The organism is Nitrospira moscoviensis, assembly GCF_001273775.1.
In the GTDB taxonomy this organism is placed as follows: Bacteria; Nitrospirota; Nitrospiria; order Nitrospirales; family Nitrospiraceae; genus Nitrospira_D; species Nitrospira_D moscoviensis.
Genome location: NZ_CP011801.1, coordinates 4,534,684 through 4,554,098, shown reverse-complemented (window position 1 = coordinate 4,554,098; position 19,415 = coordinate 4,534,684). Strand labels below are relative to the sequence as shown.

The window sequence follows — 19,415 nt, the reverse complement described above, 5'->3', positions numbered from 1 at the left end:
AGGGAGGAGAGGTCTATGTCCCGCCGATTCAGCGATGAACCGATCAATCTCATCCGGCGCATTCCCACGCCGGAGCAGCTGTCCGCCGCCCGGCCGTCGAAACGGTCCCTGGGGCAGGTCCTTTTGGAATCAGGCGCGGCCTGTGCTCGCGGGCTCGCGGAGGCCGTTGCATCGTTCACCAGATGGGGACGGAAGGCGCAGGCAACGCCCGCAGACCGGACGCCGTCGCTGGAGATCTGTTCGGAAGAATCGGGACACGCGCCCGGCCGGGCTCCGGTGGACGACCGATCACCGACCGGCGCGACCTGTGCCGGAGATCGGCTCCCCGAAGAGGCGCAGCTACGTATCGATCCCGCGCCGGCGCCGATATCGGCCCAGCCGGCGACCGCCGTACAGCCGGAGGAGATGGCCGAGCTGCGCGCCTTCCTGCTCGCCCAGCAACAAGACATCGCCCGCCTGTCGGCTCAAATCCATGAGCTCAAGTCGCTGGTCCTCTCGCAACAACAGGCGCTCCTGTATTTGGGGAAGGAAATGGAAAGCGGCCCGTTGTCGGCCATGACGACCGGGGTCGCCTCGGCTCCCCTCAAGCGGAACCGGCCGGGCCGCGAGAAGCAGAGCGTGAAAGACAAGGCCCTCGGCCGCAAGGACGCCCCGGCGACGCCGTCGCTCAGTCTGTGAGCGACCGCGACCAGCGAATTCGTGAGCAGCCTCCCGTGCCGTACCCCGTCTCCCGCTTCCTGCGCGCATGCCCCGCGATCGGCCGGGCACTGATCCGGTTGGCATGCGGCGGCTTCATCTGGCTCGGCGGACTCTGCCTCGCCGCCGGCGCCGCGCCCCCCTCCGAAGGGTCTGCGCCTGTTCCATTGTTCGACAACCTCGGCACGCTGCATCACGCGATCACCACCTCGTCGGAACAGACGCAGCGCTATTTCGATCAAGGCCTGCGTCTGGTCTATGCGTTCAATCACGAAGAGGCGATCCGCGCCTTCGAGGAAGCGGCGCGGCTGGATCCGGCCGCCGCCATGCCCTATTGGGGCATCGCGTTGGCGCTCGGGCCGAATATCAACCAGGCGACGGACAAACAGGCAGAGCGGCGCGCCCGGGACGCGGTGCAAAAGGCCAGGGCGCGCCGTAGCGCGGCGAGCGATGCGGAGCAGGCCTATATCGACGCCTTGGCGAAACGGTACGGCGCCAAAGGCGGATCGCGGGCGGCGCTCGACCGCGCGTACGCCGACGCCATGCGGGCGTTGTGGCGCCGGTTTCCCGACGATCCCGACGCCGGCACCCTGTTCGCGGAAGCGCTGATGGATCTGCGCCCGTGGGACTACTGGACGCCGGACGGCAAGCCGAAGCCGGGGACGGAGGAGATCGTCGCCACGTTGGAAGCGGTCCTAGCCTCGCACCCTGACCATCCCGGCGCCTGCCATTTCTACATCCACGCCGTGGAAGCGTCCCTCTCGCCGGAACGCGCGTTGCCCTGTGCGCAGCGCCTGCCGAGCCTCATGCCGGGCGCCGGGCATCTGGTCCACATGCCGGCGCACATCTATATCCGGCTGGGGCAGTATCACGACGCGGCCGAGCGGAACGAACATGCGGTGCACGTGGATCGGGAGTATCTCGCCGGCCGCACCCTCACGGGCGTCTATCCCACCGGCTACTACAACCACAATGTGCATTTTCTCTGGGCCTCGCTGCTGATGGAAGGCCGGCAGGCCGAGACTATCAAGGCGGCCCGCGAGCTCACGGCGACCATTTCCGAAGCGGATGCGCGCAAGGATCCGTGGAGGGAAGCGTATCTCACCACGCCGATCTACTCGCTGATCCGGTTCGGGCAGTGGGACGCCCTCCTGCGGGAGCCGCCTCCCGCCAAGGGCTTGTCGCTGTTTGACGGCATGTGGCGGCTTGGACGAGGCCTCGCACTGGCGGCGACCGGGCGCCTGCCCGGCGCGGAAGGCGAGCATGCGGCCTTGGCCGCCCTCGCCAAGCGGCTGGGCCGGCAGAAGACGCCGGAGCAGAAAACGACGCGCACGCTGCTGAAGATCGCCGAGCGCCTCCTGGCCGGAGACCTCGCCGCTCATCGGCAGCGGTATGCCGAGGCCGTCGCGCTGTTTCAGGAAGCGATCGCACTCGAAGACGGGCTTCCCTATACCGAGCCGCCCCACTGGCCTCTGCCGATCCGGCACTATCTCGGCGCGGCTCTGCTGATGGCCGGCCGGCCGGCCGAGGCCGAAGCGGTGTATCGGGCCGATCTCGAGCGCCATCGCCACAACGGCTGGGCGTTGTTCGGGCTGGCGCAAAGCCTCCGTGCGCAGGGCAAGACCGCCGAGGCCGAAGCGGTGGAGGAGCGATTCAAGTCGGCGTGGGCGCATGCCGATGTGGCGTTAACGGCGTCTCGCTTTTAACGGTTCGAGGACCGGAGGGACCGTGCGGTTTATCGTGGGCGTGATGGGGCCGGCCAAGGCCAAGAAGAAAGACTTGGACAACGCGCGCCTGCTCGGCGAGTTCATCGCGCGGCGCGGCTGGGTGGTCCTCACCGGCGGGCGCGATGTGGGCGTGATGGACGCGGCCTGTGAGGGCGCCAAGCGGGTCGGCGGCAGCTTGACGGTCGGCATCCTGCCGACGGCGAAGGACAAGGTGTCGCGCCATGTCGATGTCCCGATCATCACCGAAATGGGGAGCGGGCGCAACAACGTCAACGTGCTGTCCAGCGACGTCGTGGTCGCGTGCGGCTTGAGCGGCTCCGGGACGGTGTCGGAAGTGGCCTTGGCGGTGAAAGCCGGCAAGCCGGTGATCCTCGTGGACGCGAGCCCCGCCGAGGCGGCGTTTTTCCGGAAGCTGGGGAAGAAACTGGTCTCGGCGGCCGCCTCGCCGGAGGAAGCGATCGAGCTCATCATGAAACGGATGGAAGGGCACCACCGGCAGGCCCGGCGCAACGCGGGCGACGGCTATGGTGACGTCCGTCTCTGAGCGGGTCCGGCGAGCGAGAAAACCGGGCCGGTCTTCCTCCTCGTAGTAGGATGTAAGAACGTCGCCCCTCGGACGACGTTCTCACAGGAGGATCCACCATGGCGATTCCCACGCTTCGCACCCTATCGGTCGTTGGCTTGGTCCTCTCCAGCGCCCTGCTCGGATGGCCGGCATCTCAAACTGTGCAGGCCGATTCACTGGCTAAGGCGTACTTCGCCGGCGGATGCTTTTGGTGCATGGAAGAGGCGTTCGAAAAAGTAGACGGCGTCATCGCCGTCGTCTCCGGCTACATGGGCGGCACCGTGGCGAATCCCAGTTACGAACAGGTGTCCGCCGGACAAACCGGCCATGCCGAGTCCGTGGAAGTGCTCTACGATCCGGCGAAGGTCGGGTACCCCCAGTTACTGGAGGCATTCTGGCGGAACGTGGATCCCCTCACGCCGAACGCCCAGTTCTGCGACCATGGCAATCAATACCGGTCGGCTATTTTTTACGGGACCGAAGCGGAGCAGCGGCTGGCGGAAGAATCGAAACGGAGCATCGAGCAGTCCAAGCGGTTCGCGCAGCCGATCGTGACGCAGATCACGAAGGCGGCGGCGTTCTATCGGGCCGAGGAGTACCATCAGGATTTCTACAAGAAGAATCCGATCCGCTATAAGTACTACAAATTCAGCTGCGGCCGCGCCCAGCGTTTGGAGACGCTGTGGGGGAAACCGTAGCCTGGCAAAAATTGGCCGCCCTGTCCCTTTCGGGCACCCAGTCACATGAGAAGAACCGGTCCCAACCCGATTCTACAATGGGTTAGAAGGGACCGGGCAGGCACAGCTCTTGAGGAAGCTTCCTATGACCCGCCTTCTTCCCGTATCCGACGGGACGAGCGGGTCGCTTCGTGAACAATCCATTGTCGACATGGCCGCCGCCGTCCAGTCGGAGAATTCTCCGCGGACTCCGCACGCTCGCCATCGCCGGTCTGATCGTCCTCGCGCTCCCGCTGCCGACCAAATCGGATTTCGACGGCCGCCCGCAGTACAGCAAGCAGGAGATCCGGCGGGCGATCCAGTTCTATGCGAAACGGTACCGTCTCGATCCGGCGCTGTTGCGGGCGGTGATCAAGGTGGAATCCGACTTCCGTCCGCATGCCGTGTCCCGCAAGGGCGCCGTCGGCCTCATGCAACTGACGCCCGACACGGCAGCGACGCTGCGGATCGGCGACATTTACGATCCGATTCAAAACATCCGCGGAGGCGCGAAACAACTGCGTCATCTGTTGAATTTGTACGACGGCGATTTGCCGCTGGCGCTCGCGGCCTACAATGCCGGCGTCCATCGCGTCAAAGGCGGGAAGATTCCGAGGATCAGAGAAACCCGCGCGTATGTCAGGAAGGTCCTGCGGTACTATGATGCGTTCCGTGGGGGGCGCGGCCATCCCCGCGCATCCGGCCTTGCTCCGACCCGCAAGCGGGAGATCGGGAGCATCGGTGCGGCGTCCGCTCCTGCCTTCGGGCGGAAGTAAGCGGGGAGGGGATCATCGGCGCTTCATCACCAGCGCCCGCAGCCGTTCCCGTTGCGCCATCCGGATCGTGGTGAATTCCACCCCGAACTCCTGGCCCGCGACCCACCGGACGATCCCCCGATCGACGCGCAACGGCCAGTTGTGGTCGGGCAGGAACAGCGACAATTTGAGAGCCATGCCCGGCTGCACAGTCACCGCGGAGGTGGCTCGGCAACCGTTGGCCGAGACATCGAGCGTTTTGCCTTCGCCCTCGAATTCGTCGTCGCCGAAGAAAAACAGGCGGCAGGAGAGGTTGAGCCGTCGTCCCCGGCGGTCTTTCTCGGCGTGCTCGGTGGGAGGCACTTGCTGTCCGGCTGGTAGGGCATCCATGGCTGATGACTCTCCTTCGACAGAAAGGATACCGGCGGGCTCCCCGGCACGCATTCCCCGATCGGGGTACCTCCAAGGCGGGAAATGGCGGTGAACCGCCGAATCAGAAAAGAGACCCTTTGGTCGGATGAGTATAAGCCGGTCGATAGGTACGTAGCAAATACTAAGTGAGAAAGCTATTCGGAGAACGATCACGATCCCGGTCTTGACGTAGAGGGATCGGTCTGCGACAAAGGACCTCTACAACTGAAGGCAGAGGAGAGCGATGGCGCGAACGGTCAGCCGGCGAATGGCGAGTCTGGCTCAATCAGAGATCCGGGCCATGACCCAGGCCTGTGTGGACGTGAAAGGCTTGAACATGGCGCAAGGGGTGTGCGACACGCCGGTGCCGCCCGCGGTGATTCGCGGCGCGGCGCGGGCGCTGGCCGACGGCTACAACCTCTACACCAGATTTGACGGGCTGGCCGAGTTGCGTCAGGCGATCGCCGGCAAGCTCGCGCGGTACAACGGCATCCCGGCCGATCCGGATCGGCACATCACGGCCAGCTGCGGCGCGACCGGCGCGTTTCACTGCGCCTGCGCGGCGCTGTTGGATCCCGGCGATGAAGTGATTCTCTTCGAGCCGTACTACCAATATCACATCAGCGCGCTGCTCGCGGTGGATGCCGTGCCGGCCATCGTCGCCATGCGGGCGCCCGACTGGACCTACGAGCCCGGCGACGTGGCGCAAGCCGTCACGTCGAGGACGAAGGCCATCATCGTCAACTCGCCCGGCAATCCCTCCGGGAAAGTCTTCAGCCGGCAGGAGCTCGAGGGAGTGGCCGAGCTGGCGCGGCGCCACGATCTCTTCGTTTTCACCGATGAGATCTACGAGTATTTTCTCTACGACGGGCGTCGCCACATCAGCGTCGCCTCGCTGCCCGGCATGGCGGAGCGTACGATCACGATCGGCGGCTACTCCAAGACCTTCAGCGTGACAGGGTGGAGGATCGGCTACAGCGTCGCCGACGACCGATGGAGCCGGGCCATCGGCGCCATGAACGATTTGCTCTACGTCTGCGCGCCGGCTCCGCTTCAAATGGGCGTGGCCTGCGGCATCAATGAACTGCCGGACACGTTTTATGAGAATCTTGCCCGGGACTACCAACACAAGCGGGACCGCTTTTGCGCCGCGCTCGACAAAGCGGGGTTGCGGCCCTCCATTCCAGGCGGCGCCTACTACGTGCTGGCGGACGTGTCGCGGATTCCCGGCCGCACGGGAAAGGAACGGGCGATGGCCTTCCTGCAGAAGACCGGCGTGGCCGGTGTGCCGGGGGAGGCGTTCTTCGCGGGCCCCGAAGGGGCCCGGTTCCTGCGCTTCAGCTATGCGAAAACCGATGCCGATCTGGAGGAAGCCTGCCGCCGGATCGTGCAAGCCCGGTGGTAGAGAACGGCAAAAATAACCCCAGTTGTGTTGTCATCATGACGTTCACGTGGTAAACCGTCCTATGCTTTTTCGCCGTCTCGCGTGGACGCCGTTCGCGCTGCTGCTCTTCATCATCACGGGTTGCGGACACCATCAGGCGGTGGCGCCGGCCGTCGCGTCCGATCTTCCGGACGGTGATCGCGCCATCCTTGCCGGGGAATGGGAGTATGAGGACGGAGCCGTCGTCACGCTGAGGCTCGATGACCGGGGCAACGGGACCTATGCATGGAAGGACGGCCGCTTGGAGACCACCAGGTTCGGGGATCGGACGTGGGTCGGCAAGTGGTACCAACGGGAGAATGACCGCGAAGGAGGCTTTGTGATCAAGCTCTCTCCCGATTACAACGAAGGCGAGGGCACCTGGTGGTATCTCCGTATCGGCGACGATCGCGCCCCGGCGCAGAAGGGCGGGTCTTTTCGCCTGACCAGAAAGACTTCGCTCACCAACCTGAACGATACGCCTGCCGTGCCTTAACGCTGAGCTCCCCGCAGCACCTCCTCGTACAGAACCGAGTAATCTACGTCGCCCGATCCATGGGCGATCGCGTCGACGAGAATCTGCCGCACGCCGTCGAGGGAAGATGTCCGGAGGCCGTGCTCCCGAGCGGCCGCTACAAATAAATCGACATCTTTGAGGAGATGCCGCGTCGAAAAGTTGGGATCGTCGTACCGGCGGGCTTGCAATCGGGGAAGTTTCTTGTCGAACGTCGGCGCAAACAGCGCGCTGTCTTTCAGGATGGACATGAAGAGATCGACCGGCACCTGCGAGCGTTGGATCAAGGCGAGGCTCAGGGAGAAGGCCGCCGTCTCGGCGGCGATCAAGTGATTCAGCGCGAGCTTGAGCGACGCCGCTTGGCCGATCGATCCCACGAAGCGCGGCTCGTTGGAGAGGGTCTGTAGAAGCGGCTCCCAGCGGCGCATCTGGTCCCGGCTCCCGCCGACCATAACCAGGAGATTGCCGGCCTGCGCTTCGGCGACGCTGCCCAGGACGGGCGCTTCCAGATAGTCGCCGCCTTCGGCCAGGACCGTTTCGGCCACCGCACGGCTTTCGTCCGGACCGATCGTGCCCATTTGGATGACGGTCCGTCCCGCGAGCGCCGGGCGGGTGTCTTCCCGGAACAACACCGACCGGATGGCCGGCGCGTCGGTCAGGAACAGCAACGTACAGTCCGCCTCTCTCAGCGCCAGCGCCGGAGAGTCCGCCACGACGACGCCCAGCGGACGCAACGCCTCGGCCTTCCCGCTCGTGCGATTGTAGGCGACGACGGTATGGCCGGCTCTCTGCAGTCGCGCGGCGACGGCGCGGCCCAGCACTCCGATGCCGACGACGGCGACACGCATCAGCGGTTCTCCTCGGAGGGGATCATGCAGGCGACAACGCGCGAAGTTGGCGCGCGACGGACGGCGGGCAGTGGCGGCTCACGGCGATGATGCCGCGGTAGCGGGGTTCCGGCCGATTGAAGCCGAGCGTGTGCCACGCCCCATCCTGCAGCGTGCCGCCGGCTTCTTCGATGAGCAGAGCGCCCGCGGCCACATCCCACTCGTTTTCCGGTTCGAAGGTGGCGACCGCGTGAAGCCGCCCACCGGCCAGGAGCGCGAGGGCCCAGGCGATCGACCGCATCGGCCGGCTGGCGGCATGGGGCTCGATTGTTTTGAAGCGTCCGAGATGCTGTTCCCAGGGACTGACCGCGATGACCGGTCTGGCATCCGCGGGTCTTCCGTTGGCGTGGATCGGTTCGTCGTTGAGCCGCAGGCCGCCTCCCCGCACGGCGGTGAACAACTCGTCGGTGGAAGGATTGTAAATCGCCGCGACGATCGGCCGGCCCTCCTCAACGAGGGCGACCGAGACGCAATACTCGGGCTCCTTCCGGATGAAGGCTTTGGTGCCGTCGATCGGATCGATGATCCAGACGCGGCGCTTGTCCAGGCGCGCGGCGCTGTCGGGCGATTCCTCGGACAGCCAGCCGTCCTCGGGAAAGGCGCTCAGCAAGCGTTCGTGGAGAATGGCGTTCACCGCCAAGTCGGCCGATGTTACCGGCGACTCGTCCGCTTTGGTCCGGATGTCGAACCCCTCGGCGCTCAGCCGCGCGGCTTCCACGCCGGCGTTCCGGATCGCGTCCTTGAGCGTGTGCAGCTCCCGTTCCCAGCTCATGGCGACAGAGTACCAAGGCGCGCGCCGGAAGGAAAGGCGTCTCCGGCATGCCGCTTGACCTCCCCGGCGAATCTGCGTACAAGCAGAGCCATCGTGAAGCTCGTTCAGAAACGCTCGAAAAAAACCGGGCTGCCGCCCGGCACGCTCGTCCACATCGGCGAGCGAAAGGCCGAGGGGGTCGCCGTCACGCAGTTCAATTACGCCGGCGCCCGCTGCGACGAGCGGCTCGTGGCCGACGTGACCGAGCTGGGGCCGCCGGCCGACGGCTCGGTGACGTGGGTGAACGTGGGCGGCGTGCATCGGGTGGACCTGCTGGAAGCTCTGGGCAAGCAGTTCGACCTTCATCCGCTGCTTCTGGAAGACATTGCGAATACCGATCAACGGCCCAAGCTCGAGGACTACGATCAGTACCTGTTCCTCGTCCTCAAAATGCTGACCGTCGGAGAGCGGGGCGAGGTCCTCGTCGAACAGGTCAGTTTCGTCCTGGGCCGGACCTTCGTCCTCTCGTTCCAGGAAAACGGAGCGGACGTCTTCCATTCGGTGCGCGATCGCTTGCGGGGCGGCAAAGGGCGGCTGCGGCAGAACTCGTCGGATTATCTCCTGTACGCGCTCGTCGACGCCGTGGTCGACCAGTACTTCGCCGTGCTGGAGCTCCTGGGAGAGAAGATTGAAACGCTGCAGGAGCGCGTCGTCACCGATCCCCAGCCGGACACTCTCAAGGACATCCACGCCTTGAAGCGGCAGCTCTTGTTTATCCGGCGGGCCGTGTGGCCGTTGCGCGAAGCGATGAACAACCTGTCGCGGGCGGAGGGGCCGTTCCTGCACGAGCCGATGAAGCTCTTTTTTCGCGACGTCTACGACCATGTGATTCAGATCGTCGATACCATCGAGACGTTGCGCGAAATCGTGGCGGCGAGTCTGGACATCTACCTCTCCAGCGTGAGCTACCGCCTCAACACGGTCATGCGGGTGCTCACCGTCATTACGACGATCTTCATGCCGCTGAGCTTCATCGCGAGCATCTACGGGATGAACTTCGAGCACATGCCGGAGCTGAAATGGGCCTGGGGCTATCCGGTGGTGCTCGGGCTGATGGGCCTGGTGGCGGCGGTCATGTTGGCGGGGTTCCGCCGGAGGAAATGGCTGTAGCAGCGCTACGGTGAGTCGTCCTGCACCTCCACCTTGTCGACGAAGTAATCCGTGTCGCCGAAGCAGGACGTCGGGATGTAGCGGTATTCTTTGTAATGGAGGATGACCCGCTTGCCCATCGCGCGGGACAGCTCATCCGCCACGCGGTCGTCCCACACGCTGAAGGGCCAGAGGACGGGGGCCACGCCTGGAACCGTCGTCATGGCGAGCTCTCCCTCGTACGTCTTGCAGAGCCAGCCTTTCTTCGAAAACTTCTGGATATATCCCGCCCGGTTGCCGTCTGAGTAGCTCCAATTGAAGGCGACGATGAGCGCCGCGCCGACGGCGAATAATGCGACGATGACGATCCCCCGGACGGCGCCGCGCCAGTTCATGATCGTCTCCGCTCCACGCTACGGCACGTCCGCGAACAGCCAGGGGGCTTCCGGTTTCCGGCGCCGTTCATAGGCGGCGATCTCGGCCTCGTGCTGGAGCGTGAGCCCGATCGCATCCAGCCCGCGGTAGAGACAGTCTTTGCGGAAGGGATCGATGTCGAATCGGAACGATGTTCCCCCCGGGGTCGTCACCGTCTGCCGAGCCAGATCGACGGTGAGCCGGTAGCCGGGCGCCGCGGCTTCTCGAAACAGCGCCGCCACCTCCTCACCCTTCAAGACGACGGGCAAGATGCCGTTCTGAAAACAGTTGTTGTAGAAAATGTCGGCGAAGCTGGGGGCGATGATGCAGCGAAATCCTTGGTCCAGCAGGGCCCAGGGCGCATGCTCGCGCGAGGAGCCGCACCCGAAGTTGTCGCGGGTCAGGAGGATCGTGGCGCCGTCGTACCGGGATTGATTCAAGAAAAAGTCGGGATCGGGCGAGCCGTCCTTGCGTTTCCGCCAATCGAAGAACAGCCCTTCGCGGAGGCCGGTCCGCTTGATCGTCTTCAGGAACTGCTTCGGGATGATCTGGTCCGTGTCGACGTTGACGCGATCGAGCGGCGCGACCAGGCCGGTGAGCTGAGTAAACGGTTGCATCACGCTCCTTCGTCGCAAGTCAAAAGGAAAAGGGTCACAGTCTTGTCGAGATCAGGCCCAATGCCTGATATCGACGAAGTGTCCTTCGATCGCTGCGGCCACGGCCATGGCGGGCGAGACGAGATGCGTCCGGCCGCCCGCGCCCTGGCGGCCTTCGAAATTGCGGTTGCTGGTGGAGGCGCACCGTTCGCCCGGTTGGAGCACGTCGGCGTTCATCGCCAGACACATGCTGCAGCCGGCTTCCCGCCACTCGAAGCCCGCCTCGCGGAACACGTGATCCAATCCCTCGGCCTCGGCCTGCTGCTTCACCAGCCCGGACCCGGGGACCACCATCGCGTGGACCGACTTCGCGACTTTCTTCCCCTTGGCAAACGCGGCGGCCAGCCGGAGATCTTCGATCCGCGAATTGGTGCAGGAGCCGATGAAGACCTTGTCGATCGTGATGTCGGTGATCGGCATGTTGGGCGCGAGGCCCATATATTCCAGCGCGCGTTCCGCCGCCCGCCTCGTTTTCTCGTCGGCCATCGTCCGGGGGTCCGGGACCTTTTGATCCACGCCCGTCACCATGCCGGGGCTCGTGCCCCAGCTGACCTGCGGGGCGATGTCTTCCGCCCGCATCGTGACGGTCGCGTCGTAGGCCGCGCCGGCGTCGGTCTTGAGTTGCTGCCAGGCGCGCACCGCCCGGTCGAACAGCTCCCCTTTCGGAGCCAGCGGCCTTCCGTCGATGTACGCGATGGTCTTCTCATCCGGCGCCACCATGCCGGCGCGGGCCCCCGCTTCAATCGACATGTTGCAGAGGGTCATGCGGCCTTCCATGCTCAAGGCGCGGATCGCCGAGCCCGTGTACTCGATGACATAGCCGGTCCCGCCCGCCGTGCCGATGTGTCCGATGATCGCCAGAATCACGTCTTTGGCGGAGCAGCGGTCCGAGAGGGTTCCGTCCACCCGGATCTCCATCGTCTTGGGCCGCTTTTGCACCAGACATTGCGTGGCGAGCACATGCTCCACTTCGCTCGTCCCGATGCCGAAGGCGAGCGCGCCGAACGCGCCGTGGGTCGAGGTATGCGAATCGCCGCAGACAATCGTGGTGCCCGGCAGCGTGAACCCCTGCTCCGGACCGATCACGTGCACGACTCCCTGGCGGATATCGTTCATGCCGAACAGGGTGATTCTGAATTCCCGGCAGTTCTCCTCCAGCGTCCGGATCTGCTTCGCGCTGATCGGGTCCGCGATCCCGAGCCGGCGGTCGGTCGTCGGAACATTGTGATCCGGGACGGCCAGGGTGGCCGCCGGTCGCCGGGGCCGCCGCCCCGCCAGCTTCAGCCCTTCGAACGCCTGCGGGGACGTCACTTCGTGGACGAGTTGCCGATCGATATACAAGAGCGTCGTGCCGTCCGGTTCGGCCCGCACGACGTGCGACTCCCAAATCTTGTCGAATAAGGTTCTGCCCGCCATACCACACTCCTTGCGCCGCTGAGCACTGGGGACGCGGCCCATTATACATAGGCCTCCCCCCGCATACCAGCGACCGGCCTGCCGTCCATCGGATCGCTTCAGATTTTCCGCGCGGCGACCGATAGGACTTGTGATGGAGAAACACAGCCTCGATCCCCAATCCATTTCCATTCCCCGCTGGACCATCAAGCGCGACGGCCGATCACCCGGCTGCGTCTTTTGCCGCTCGGTGATCGTCTGTGTGACGACCGAGAGCCATCAGATGTCGTTCTGCAGCTGCCGCCTGGTCGAGTATCGGCTGCTGCCCCGGCCGAACGTCCGCAAAGCCAAATCCAACACCCACTGAATCTGAACCACCCGCCTTGCATCGCTGCGGCGGACCATGGTAGCAGGACTGGCAGGTGCCCGTTTGGTGCCTGACGATGACCGCCGATCCCGCCATCACCGATCCAGTGTGGGCCCGGACTCCCCATGTCCGGTGGGCGCAACGCCTGCTGGACAGTTTTCACCGGTGGACCGGGCGGCAGCTCATTGACCGCGGCGGGCCGGCGGCGGAGCAGGCGCGCCGGCTCTTCACGGCGCCCTTCGTCGTGGTATCGCACGGAATGGAAGAAGACCCGCTGTTGAACTACGGCAACCAAGCGGCGCTGGAGCTGTGGGAAATGACGTGGGACGAACTGGTCGGCACCCCCTCGCGCCGCACGGCCGAACCGGTGAATCAAGAAGAGCGGGCTCGCCTGCTTCAGCTGGTTACGGAGCACGGCTCTATCGACCGTTACCGGGGGGTTCGAATCTCGGCCACGGGGAAGCGGTTTCTGGTGGAAGCGGCGACGGTGTGGAATGTCGCCGATGAGCAGGGCCGGCGCGTCGGTCAGGCCGCGACGTTTGCGCAATGGACCAGATTGGCCTGAGAGAAGTCAAAAGGGAACGTACAGTTCCACGCCACCATACCCTCCGCTGCGGAACGACGTGCTGTTCTGATACCCGCCTCTGAGAAGTACGAAGACCTTCCGGATCGGCACCTCCACCAGCGGCCCGGTTTGCACCGCGCGGAACTCGGCGTTGCCCATGCCCACGATGTCCCATCCTACATAGGCGCTGCAGCAGCGGCTCTGAGACCGGTAGGCCAACAGTTTGCCCCGCAGGCGGCTCCAGAAGAAATGATCCAAATCCGCATAGGAACCGATGGCGTGCAGGCTGCCTTTCTCGTGCCAGTAGAAGGCTTCGACTTGTCCGTAGGCGCCGATCTGATGGTCGATCGACGCAGGCCCGTTCAGCCGTTCTTCCTCGATCCGGCGCAACTGGGGCCCTGCCAGCGCCGAAAAGGTCCACCGTCCGACGGTCTGCGTGATCCCGAGCGACGGCACCACGAACTGCACGTTGGCATCGAGCAGCCGGCCGTTGCTCGTGAAGCTGTATCCGAGGCCGGCCGTCATCGCTTGCACGAACAGGTCCGGGCCGCCGGAGGTCAGCAGAAGGGGAGCGCGGACGCCGAGATAGCCGAAGTACTGGCTCTTGTCGTCGATCTGAACGCCGGTAAACAGATCGCCGGCGTCGCCCGCCGCCGGCGCGAGCATCACGCCAAGTGCCGCCAGTACGAGTAGTGGAGATCGCGCCATCGTTCCTCTCCTTCTTGAATCTGATCGATGCGAAACCGCACGAGCGCCAGTCCGTCCGCCACCACTTCGCAATGAAAGTCTCCCGGCACTCGGATCAGGCGCCGAAGCGGTCTGATCTCGGCAGAGGGCGCAGCCTGACGTCGGTCTCCGCTCATGTGCTCCTCCAGCGCGCCTCGTGCCAAACCCGCCACCGGTCCGCGCCCTGCTCGATGCTCTCCACGCGGAACCGCACGCGGGTATGGCCCCAGCGGCGGACGATCGCGACGGGACTCACTTTGAGCGTCATCTGATGGAGCTCCAGCAGGCTGCCGGCCAGTGCGCCGTTCGGCGCCGAAGCGAAGCGGGCGCTCACGCCGGTAAAGGACATGTCCTCCAGCCGTCCGATGAGCAGCTGCTCCGGCGTCCTCCACCGGCACCGCGCCCCGGCCGGCATGCGCAGCGTCCGCCGGCGTTCCCACGCGAACGACCTCCACGGAGCCGTGAGCGCCCGGACCAAAGAGCGCAGGCTGCCGGCAACGCCCGGTTGGACGCGGTAGTCGTTCTCCCAATCGGCGGCGTCACCGAACATCTTGTCGGCCAGCGCGCGCCTGGTCGCTTCATCGAGATTCACGAACTGCAATCCCGTCTGCACCGTCCCGTCCGGCAGCCGGCGTTGGCGGACCACGCGGCCGGTCAGCCGCATCGGCGCCCCCCGCGGCGAAATCAACAGCAAGCTGATGGAGGAGGCCGCGGTCAACACCGGTTGCGGGAGAACGACCGCCGCCCCGTCTTCGCTGAGATTCAGCACGCGGGCCGGGATTCCGTCTCCGTCGACGAGCAGCTCGCCGGCAAAGTCGCGCTGCAGGCGAAAGGCGCGCCGGCCTTGCGGCTGTTCGCTGGCGACGAACGTCGCAATGCCGAGCAGCAGCAGATTTACGCCTCCCCACAACAGGCTCACGGGAAGCCCCGCATCGCCGGCGCCCAGATAGAGGCGGCGGGCCCCCAGCACGAGGCCGGCCGCCAGCAGGCCCAGCACGATCAAATGGGGCCAGACGAGGGACAGTTCCGATACCGTGCTCTTCAGAATGCGTTGTCCCTTCGGCGTCACTTCGAACGGCCGTTCCTTCCGCGGCGCGACCAGCGCCTTCAGCGCGACGAAGCTCAGCGCGAAGCACATGGCGATTTCATACACGTCCGACCAAAACGGATTCCGCGAACCGCGGCTGGCGGGGCGCATGACCCAGGCGGAGGCCAGGAAGAAGGAAAGAAAGTGGAAGGTCAGCGGAGCCGGGTCCGCCTTCAGCGGAGGGATGCCGAAGAGGAGGCTCGCGAGCGGAGCCGTCAGGCATATCAAACGAGGCACGCCGAAGAAAAAGTAAAAAATCGATCCAAAATAATCGAGGCGCTGCGCGAGGGTCAGCCCCCGCTTCGTCAACGGATTGTCGCGCAACAGGACCTGGATGCAGCCCATGGCCCAGCGTTTCCGCTGTTTGAGGTAGCCTTCGAAGGTCTCCGGCATGAGCCCTGCCGAGAGCACGCGGTTCAGGTAGCAGGACCGGTAGCCCTTCGCGTGCAATTCCATGCTGGTATGGATGTCTTCCGTGATGGTCTGCGTCTGGAACCCGCCGATCTCTTCCAGCGGCTTCCGCCGGAACAGGCCGCCGCTGCCGGCGAAGAAGGCGCTGTTATGGGCGTCCCGCCCGGCTTGCAGCGCGCGGAAGAACAGCGCCTGCTCGTTCATCACCTGTCCGCCGACCCGCAAGTTTCGCTGGAAGATGTCGGGGTTGTAGAAATGGTGGGGCGTTTGGACGATGGCGACGCGCGGATCGTCGAAAAATCCGACCGTTTCTGTGAGGAATGTCCGGGCCGGCACATGGTCCACGTCAAACACCGCCACCAACTCGCCGCTCGTGTGCCGCAGCGCATGGTTCAGATTGCCGGCCTTGGCGTGGCGGGGGCGATCGGGGCGCCGCAGATAGCCGCAGCCCAAGGCCGCGGCGAGTCGTTGCGCGTCCGCGCGATGGCCGTCGTCCAACACATGGATGCGGAATTTGTCCGCCGGGTATGCCTGCGCCAAGCACCCGAGGAGGGTGTGCCGCAGCAGCGTGAGCGGCTCATCGACGACCGTGACCATGATATCGACGGTGGGGTAGCGCGTGATCGGGGCGGGCCGGCGGTCGGTCGGCGACCAGGATTGGAAGGTGAAGAAACAGAACTGGAAGAATCCGTACAACTCGGCGAGGAATACCGCCCCGCCGACGAGCAGGGACGGCAGATCGTCCGTCGGCAGTGTGTAGAGCAGGCGCCAGAGGATGTAGCGCCCGTAGAGCAGGAGGCTCAGCGCGAGGACCACTCGCCGGCTCGTGTTCCGCCTGAGCAGGACGGCGATCGCCAGGAGCGCCAAGCCGGAGAGGCCCGCCGCGACCGGCACGCTGAAAAAAAGGTCGACCAAGGCCACCGTCGCCTCTCACTCCTGAACGAGATGTGGGCTAACGCCACCAGCCTATAAGCGGAACGCGGTTCTGCCTATCCCTACGAAGGGAGAGAAACTTTTGCGGGGTCCGGCGGTAAGGTATTGATGCGATGGAAGAAAGGCCCAGGGTGCCGGCCGGAGGATCGTCCCTAAAAGGCGGGCTAAGTCCAAAGTTCCAGCGAGCCGGGGGCGGCGATGCCGCGCAGGAGATCGCGGGTGGTGAGGACCCTATGGGGCGGCGTGCGGAATCGATGATCGGCACGGCATGAATCCGCTCGTCGACCATCACCCGCGCGATGTCCCGGATCTCGGTGACCGGCGTCGCCGAGATGACGCGCGATGTCATGACGTCGGCCAGCTTCCGATGAGCAGACGGGCCGGCAGGGGAAGCGCCGAGAAGCCCGGGCGCGTGGCGGAGGAGATCGCGATCGGACACCAGGCCCACGAGCGTTCCGTGCAGGGAGCTGACGGGAACGTGACGGAACTTCCGGCGCTGCATGAGCGCCCAGGCCTCGGCGAGCGTGCTGTCGGAGGGCAGCGTGACCACCGGCGCCGTCATGAGATCGCGGGCCAGCAGTGCCGGCTTGGGATGGTGGCCCTGGCGCGCCTGTTGCTCATAGGCGCTGTGCGCGGCGAGCCGTGATCGGTCGGAAGCCGTCTTCTCGCCCTGCGCCTCGAGCGATTCGATCCGCGCCGGTCGCGGGCCGGCCGGCCGGACCTGATAGTTCTCGACCACGCCGTTGACCGCCAAGTGAATGGCCATGCTGTCACTCCCAGCGGCTGTATCGGACGATGGCGCGGAATCCTAAAGCGGCGAGCGTCAGGGAGGCGGAGGGGTGTCGCCGGCCATCAGCTGAAAACGCGGGCGCGCCTGCCCGGCTACGATGACCGGCTCAAGAAACAGGGCCGCCGGACGAATCCAGAGCCCTCGTTCGCCATACAGCGCGCGATAGACCACAAATTCCTCTTCCGTTTCGGAATGCCGCGCGGTGCCGATCACTTCGTACTCGCCGCCTTTGTAATGCCGATATCGGCCGGGGACTATCGCCATGGCGCTCTCCTTGCCGGCCCATCTTAATGGGCTGCCGCTGGGATGGCCAGCCCGGTCTTGCCAGCCCCGTCTTGAAGGCTCCGGGCCGGCGTGACATGATCGGCTCCCGATGGCAGCTCAGCCAATCTCTCATGATGTGATCGTCATCGGCGGCGGATCGGCCGGCTATGCCGCGGCGCGGACGGCCCGAGACTCCGGCGCCGACGTGGCGATCGTCGACCCCGGTCCGCTGGGCGGGCTCTGCATCCTCCGCGGCTGCATGCCGACGAAGACGATCCTCCGCTCCGCCGAAGTCGCCGCCCTGATGCGCCGCGCGGGCGAATTCGGCTTCGCGCCCGTCGAGGTACGGAGCCGGCTGGGCGCGATCGTCGACCGGAAAAACACGTTGGTGCGGGAATTCGCCGACTATCGGATCCAGCAGCTCCGCGACCCGGCGTTCACGCTGTACGAATCGGCCGCCCGTTTCATCTCGCCGCAGCTCATCCAAGCCGGATCCCGGCACCTCACCGCCCGATCGTTCATTCTTGCAACCGGGTCCATTCCACGGGACGTGCCGATTCCGGGTTTGCGCGAAGCCGGCTATCTGACGAGTGACGAACTCCTCGATGTCCGGGAGCAGCCGGACTCGCTGATCGTCCTGGGCGGCGGACCGGTGGGGCTGGAGCTCGGCCAATTCTTTTCGCGCATCGGGACACGGGTGACGCTGCTCCAGCGGTCGTTGCATGTGCTGTCCCATTTGGACGATGACATCGGCTCGACCCTGGAGCAGGCCCTCCGCGAGGACGGCATGGAGGTCCTCACCGGCGTAAGCCTGCTCCGGGCGTCCGGAGGCGGGCGGGCGAAGACCGTGGAGTTCCTTCATCAGGGCGAGACGAAGAGCGTCACCGGCGCGGAAATGCTGCAGGCGCTCGGACGCCGGCCGAACATCGACGGCTTACAGCTCGGCGCGGCCGGCGTGAAGGTGGACGAGGACCGCGTGGTGGTCGATGGGACGCTACGGACGTCGCAGCCGCACATCTTCGCCGTGGGGGACGTCACGAACTTGTACGACATCGTGCATATCGCCATCCAGCAGGGCGAGCTGGCGGGCTTCAATGCCTGTCATCCGCACGGGCCGCCGAAGGAGTTCGACGATCGGCTCGTCACCGAAGTCATCTTCACCGATCCGCAAGTCGCCGTGGTAGGGCTGAGCGAGAAGGCCTGCCGAGCGCGCGGCGTTCCGTATCTCACCGCATCCTATCCCTTCGCGGATCACGGCAAGGCGATGGTCCTGGGATCGACGCGGGGCTTCGTCAAGCTGCTGGCCGCTCCGGAGACCGGCCGCCTCCTGGGAGCCGCCGTCGTCGGTCCGGAAGCGGGCGAGTTGATCCATGAGCTGATCGCGGTCATGTACTATCATGGGACGGTGCAGGATCTCGTGCGGATGCCGCATTACCATCCGACCCTCGCCGAGATCCTCACGTATCCGGCCGAATCGCTCGCCGAGCAGGTGCGCCGAGCATGATGCGAGGGCGACTTCTCCTGGCCCTGTTCGTCTTGAGCGCGCTCACCGCCTGCCGGCAGCAATCCTGGGAGTCGGCCATGGCGGCCGGTGAACAGGCCATGCAGCGAGGGCGGTACGCCGAAGCGGAGGCGATCTTCGCCGACGCCGTGAGCAAAGCGGAACAGGAATTCGGGCGGCATCAGCGGCAGGTCGGCGTGGCGCTCTCCCGCGAAGCGCAGGCGCTGGCGGCGCAAGGCAAGTACGTCGAAGCCGAGCCGGTCTATCTCCAGGCGCTCAAGATCTACCAGGACGCCCACGGAGAAACCCATGCCGATGTGGCGGCGACATTGAACAATCTGGGCGTGCTGCACCGCATGCACGGGCAATATGCGCAGGCGGAGCAGCTCCTGAGCCGGGCCTTGACGATCAAGGAACGGCTGCACGGCCCGGAGCATCCGGACGTCGCCTTGACGCTGCACAATCTGGGTCTCGTGTACGTCTCTCAAGGGCAGCCGGAAAAGGCGGAGCCGCTGTACCGGCGGGCCCTGGCCATCCGCGAGAAGACGCTGGGACCGGCGCATCCCGACCTGGCCAAGAGCCTGGAGGAACTGGCCGGCGTGCTGCGGAAATTGCAACGGGACGAGGAAGCCGCCCGCCTGGAGACTCGGGCCTATGACGTACGAACGAAACGGAGTTGAACTGAGCGAGGGGGCCGGTGTAGCGTAGCCGG

The 19,415-nt window shown here is 65.4% G+C and carries 23 protein-coding genes; 12 read left to right on the top strand and 11 right to left on the bottom strand.

What is annotated here, in order from left to right; all coding sequences use genetic code 11:
• The first annotated feature begins 15 nt into the window (after positions 1-15).
• From NITMOv2_RS22130 to NITMOv2_RS22110, 5 genes are all read left to right on the top strand, one after another.
• Positions 16-678 (top strand): hypothetical protein, encoded by a 663-nt coding sequence (locus NITMOv2_RS22130; RefSeq protein WP_053381891.1) that lies wholly within the window; start codon positions 16-18, stop codon positions 676-678.
• 35 nt (positions 679-713) lie between these two features.
• Positions 714-2,402: a tetratricopeptide repeat protein gene (locus NITMOv2_RS22125; RefSeq protein ID WP_202967294.1), complete on the top strand. Its 1,689-nt coding sequence runs from the start codon at positions 714-716 to the stop codon at positions 2,400-2,402.
• Between the two features lie 22 nt (positions 2,403-2,424).
• Complete coding sequence (locus NITMOv2_RS22120; protein WP_202967293.1) at positions 2,425-2,967, top strand: SLOG cluster 4 domain-containing protein; 543 nt, start codon at positions 2,425-2,427, stop codon at positions 2,965-2,967.
• 98 nt (positions 2,968-3,065) lie between these two features.
• On the top strand, positions 3,066-3,686 hold the full coding sequence (msrA, locus tag NITMOv2_RS22115; RefSeq protein ID WP_053381890.1) for a peptide-methionine (S)-S-oxide reductase MsrA: 621 nt from the start codon (positions 3,066-3,068) through the stop codon (positions 3,684-3,686).
• 170 nt (positions 3,687-3,856) lie between these two features.
• On the top strand, positions 3,857-4,480 hold the full coding sequence (locus tag NITMOv2_RS22110; protein WP_053381889.1) for a lytic transglycosylase domain-containing protein: 624 nt from the start codon (positions 3,857-3,859) through the stop codon (positions 4,478-4,480).
• Positions 4,481-4,492: 12 nt separating this feature from the next.
• Here NITMOv2_RS22110 and NITMOv2_RS22105 read toward each other — a convergent pair whose 3' ends face one another.
• Positions 4,493-4,849 (bottom strand): PilZ domain-containing protein, encoded by a 357-nt coding sequence (locus tag NITMOv2_RS22105; RefSeq protein WP_053381888.1) that lies wholly within the window; start codon positions 4,847-4,849, stop codon positions 4,493-4,495.
• A 265-nt stretch (positions 4,850-5,114) separates the two neighbouring features.
• Between NITMOv2_RS22105 and NITMOv2_RS22100 the strand changes: the two genes are divergently transcribed.
• Together NITMOv2_RS22100 and NITMOv2_RS22095 are read left to right on the top strand one after the other, a co-directional pair.
• Positions 5,115-6,275 (top strand): pyridoxal phosphate-dependent aminotransferase, encoded by a 1,161-nt coding sequence (locus NITMOv2_RS22100; RefSeq protein ID WP_053381887.1) that lies wholly within the window; start codon positions 5,115-5,117, stop codon positions 6,273-6,275.
• Between the two features lie 61 nt (positions 6,276-6,336).
• Positions 6,337-6,789, top strand: coding sequence for a hypothetical protein (locus NITMOv2_RS22095; protein ID WP_053381886.1), 453 nt, complete (start codon positions 6,337-6,339; stop codon positions 6,787-6,789).
• On the opposite strand, the gene NITMOv2_RS22090 is transcribed toward NITMOv2_RS22095, so the two are convergent.
• Both NITMOv2_RS22090 and NITMOv2_RS22085 read right to left on the bottom strand, forming a co-directional pair.
• Positions 6,786-7,655 (bottom strand): NAD(P)-dependent oxidoreductase, encoded by an 870-nt coding sequence (locus NITMOv2_RS22090; RefSeq protein ID WP_053381885.1) that lies wholly within the window; start codon positions 7,653-7,655, stop codon positions 6,786-6,788. The two genes, NITMOv2_RS22095 and NITMOv2_RS22090, sit on opposite strands and share 4 nt — an antisense overlap.
• Positions 7,656-7,677: 22 nt before the next feature.
• A complete protein-coding gene (locus NITMOv2_RS22085) occupies positions 7,678-8,466 on the bottom strand; it encodes an inositol monophosphatase family protein (protein ID WP_053381884.1) in 789 nt (262 codons plus the stop codon).
• A gap of 93 nt (positions 8,467-8,559) precedes the next feature.
• On the opposite strand from NITMOv2_RS22085, the gene corA reads away from it, so the two are divergent.
• Positions 8,560-9,615, top strand: a complete 1,056-nt coding sequence (corA, locus tag NITMOv2_RS22080; protein ID WP_238590422.1) for a magnesium/cobalt transporter CorA — start codon at positions 8,560-8,562, stop codon at positions 9,613-9,615.
• A 5-nt stretch (positions 9,616-9,620) separates the two neighbouring features.
• Here corA and NITMOv2_RS22075 read toward each other — a convergent pair whose 3' ends face one another.
• Genes NITMOv2_RS22075 through leuC form a run of 3 tightly spaced genes read right to left on the bottom strand, consistent with a single transcriptional unit; the run spans position 9,621 to position 12,080 of the window.
• A complete protein-coding gene (locus tag NITMOv2_RS22075) occupies positions 9,621-9,989 on the bottom strand; it encodes a hypothetical protein (protein ID WP_053381883.1) in 369 nt (122 codons plus the stop codon).
• 18 nt (positions 9,990-10,007) lie between these two features.
• Positions 10,008-10,625, bottom strand: a complete 618-nt coding sequence (gene leuD, locus NITMOv2_RS22070; RefSeq protein WP_053381882.1) for a 3-isopropylmalate dehydratase small subunit — start codon at positions 10,623-10,625, stop codon at positions 10,008-10,010.
• 51 nt (positions 10,626-10,676) lie between these two features.
• Positions 10,677-12,080 carry a 3-isopropylmalate dehydratase large subunit gene (gene leuC, locus NITMOv2_RS22065; protein WP_053381881.1) on the bottom strand — a complete coding sequence of 468 codons (1,404 nt, stop codon included), beginning with the start codon at positions 12,078-12,080 and terminating at the stop codon, positions 10,677-10,679.
• A gap of 133 nt (positions 12,081-12,213) precedes the next feature.
• On the opposite strand from leuC, the gene NITMOv2_RS22060 reads away from it, so the two are divergent.
• Both NITMOv2_RS22060 and NITMOv2_RS22055 read left to right on the top strand, forming a co-directional pair.
• On the top strand, positions 12,214-12,426 hold the full coding sequence (locus tag NITMOv2_RS22060; protein WP_053381880.1) for a hypothetical protein: 213 nt from the start codon (positions 12,214-12,216) through the stop codon (positions 12,424-12,426).
• 55 nt (positions 12,427-12,481) lie between these two features.
• Positions 12,482-12,991 (top strand): MEKHLA domain-containing protein, encoded by a 510-nt coding sequence (locus tag NITMOv2_RS22055; RefSeq protein WP_238590421.1) that lies wholly within the window; start codon positions 12,482-12,484, stop codon positions 12,989-12,991.
• Positions 12,992-12,997: 6 nt separating this feature from the next.
• Here the strand turns inward: NITMOv2_RS22055 and NITMOv2_RS22050 are convergent, their stop codons facing one another.
• From NITMOv2_RS22050 to NITMOv2_RS22030, 5 genes are read right to left on the bottom strand one after another with little or no spacing between them, the layout of a single operon-like run.
• Entirely contained in the window at positions 12,998-13,699 is a 702-nt protein-coding gene (locus NITMOv2_RS22050; RefSeq protein ID WP_145976480.1) for a cellulose biosynthesis protein BcsS, read from the bottom strand.
• Complete coding sequence (locus NITMOv2_RS22045; protein WP_053381878.1) at positions 13,657-13,854, bottom strand: hypothetical protein; 198 nt, start codon at positions 13,852-13,854, stop codon at positions 13,657-13,659. The genes NITMOv2_RS22050 and NITMOv2_RS22045 overlap by 43 nt, the downstream gene beginning before the upstream one ends.
• Positions 13,851-16,130, bottom strand: coding sequence for a glycosyltransferase family 2 protein (locus NITMOv2_RS22040; protein WP_145976479.1), 2,280 nt, complete (start codon positions 16,128-16,130; stop codon positions 13,851-13,853). The genes NITMOv2_RS22045 and NITMOv2_RS22040 overlap by 4 nt, the downstream gene beginning before the upstream one ends.
• 37 nt (positions 16,131-16,167) lie before the next feature.
• Entirely contained in the window at positions 16,168-16,914 is a 747-nt protein-coding gene (locus NITMOv2_RS22035; RefSeq protein WP_053381876.1) for a CBS domain-containing protein, read from the bottom strand.
• A 57-nt stretch (positions 16,915-16,971) separates the two neighbouring features.
• Positions 16,972-17,202, bottom strand: coding sequence for a DUF1653 domain-containing protein (locus tag NITMOv2_RS22030; protein ID WP_187299309.1), 231 nt, complete (start codon positions 17,200-17,202; stop codon positions 16,972-16,974).
• Positions 17,203-17,311: 109 nt separating this feature from the next.
• Here NITMOv2_RS22030 and NITMOv2_RS22025 point away from each other — a divergent pair, with 109 nt between their 5' ends.
• A complete protein-coding gene (locus NITMOv2_RS22025) occupies positions 17,312-18,706 on the top strand; it encodes a dihydrolipoyl dehydrogenase family protein (RefSeq protein WP_053381875.1) in 1,395 nt (464 codons plus the stop codon).
• A complete protein-coding gene (locus NITMOv2_RS22020; protein ID WP_053381874.1) occupies positions 18,703-19,383 on the top strand; it encodes a tetratricopeptide repeat protein in 681 nt (226 codons plus the stop codon). Before NITMOv2_RS22025 ends, NITMOv2_RS22020 begins: the two co-directional genes overlap by 4 nt.
• Positions 19,384-19,415 lie beyond the last annotated feature (32 nt).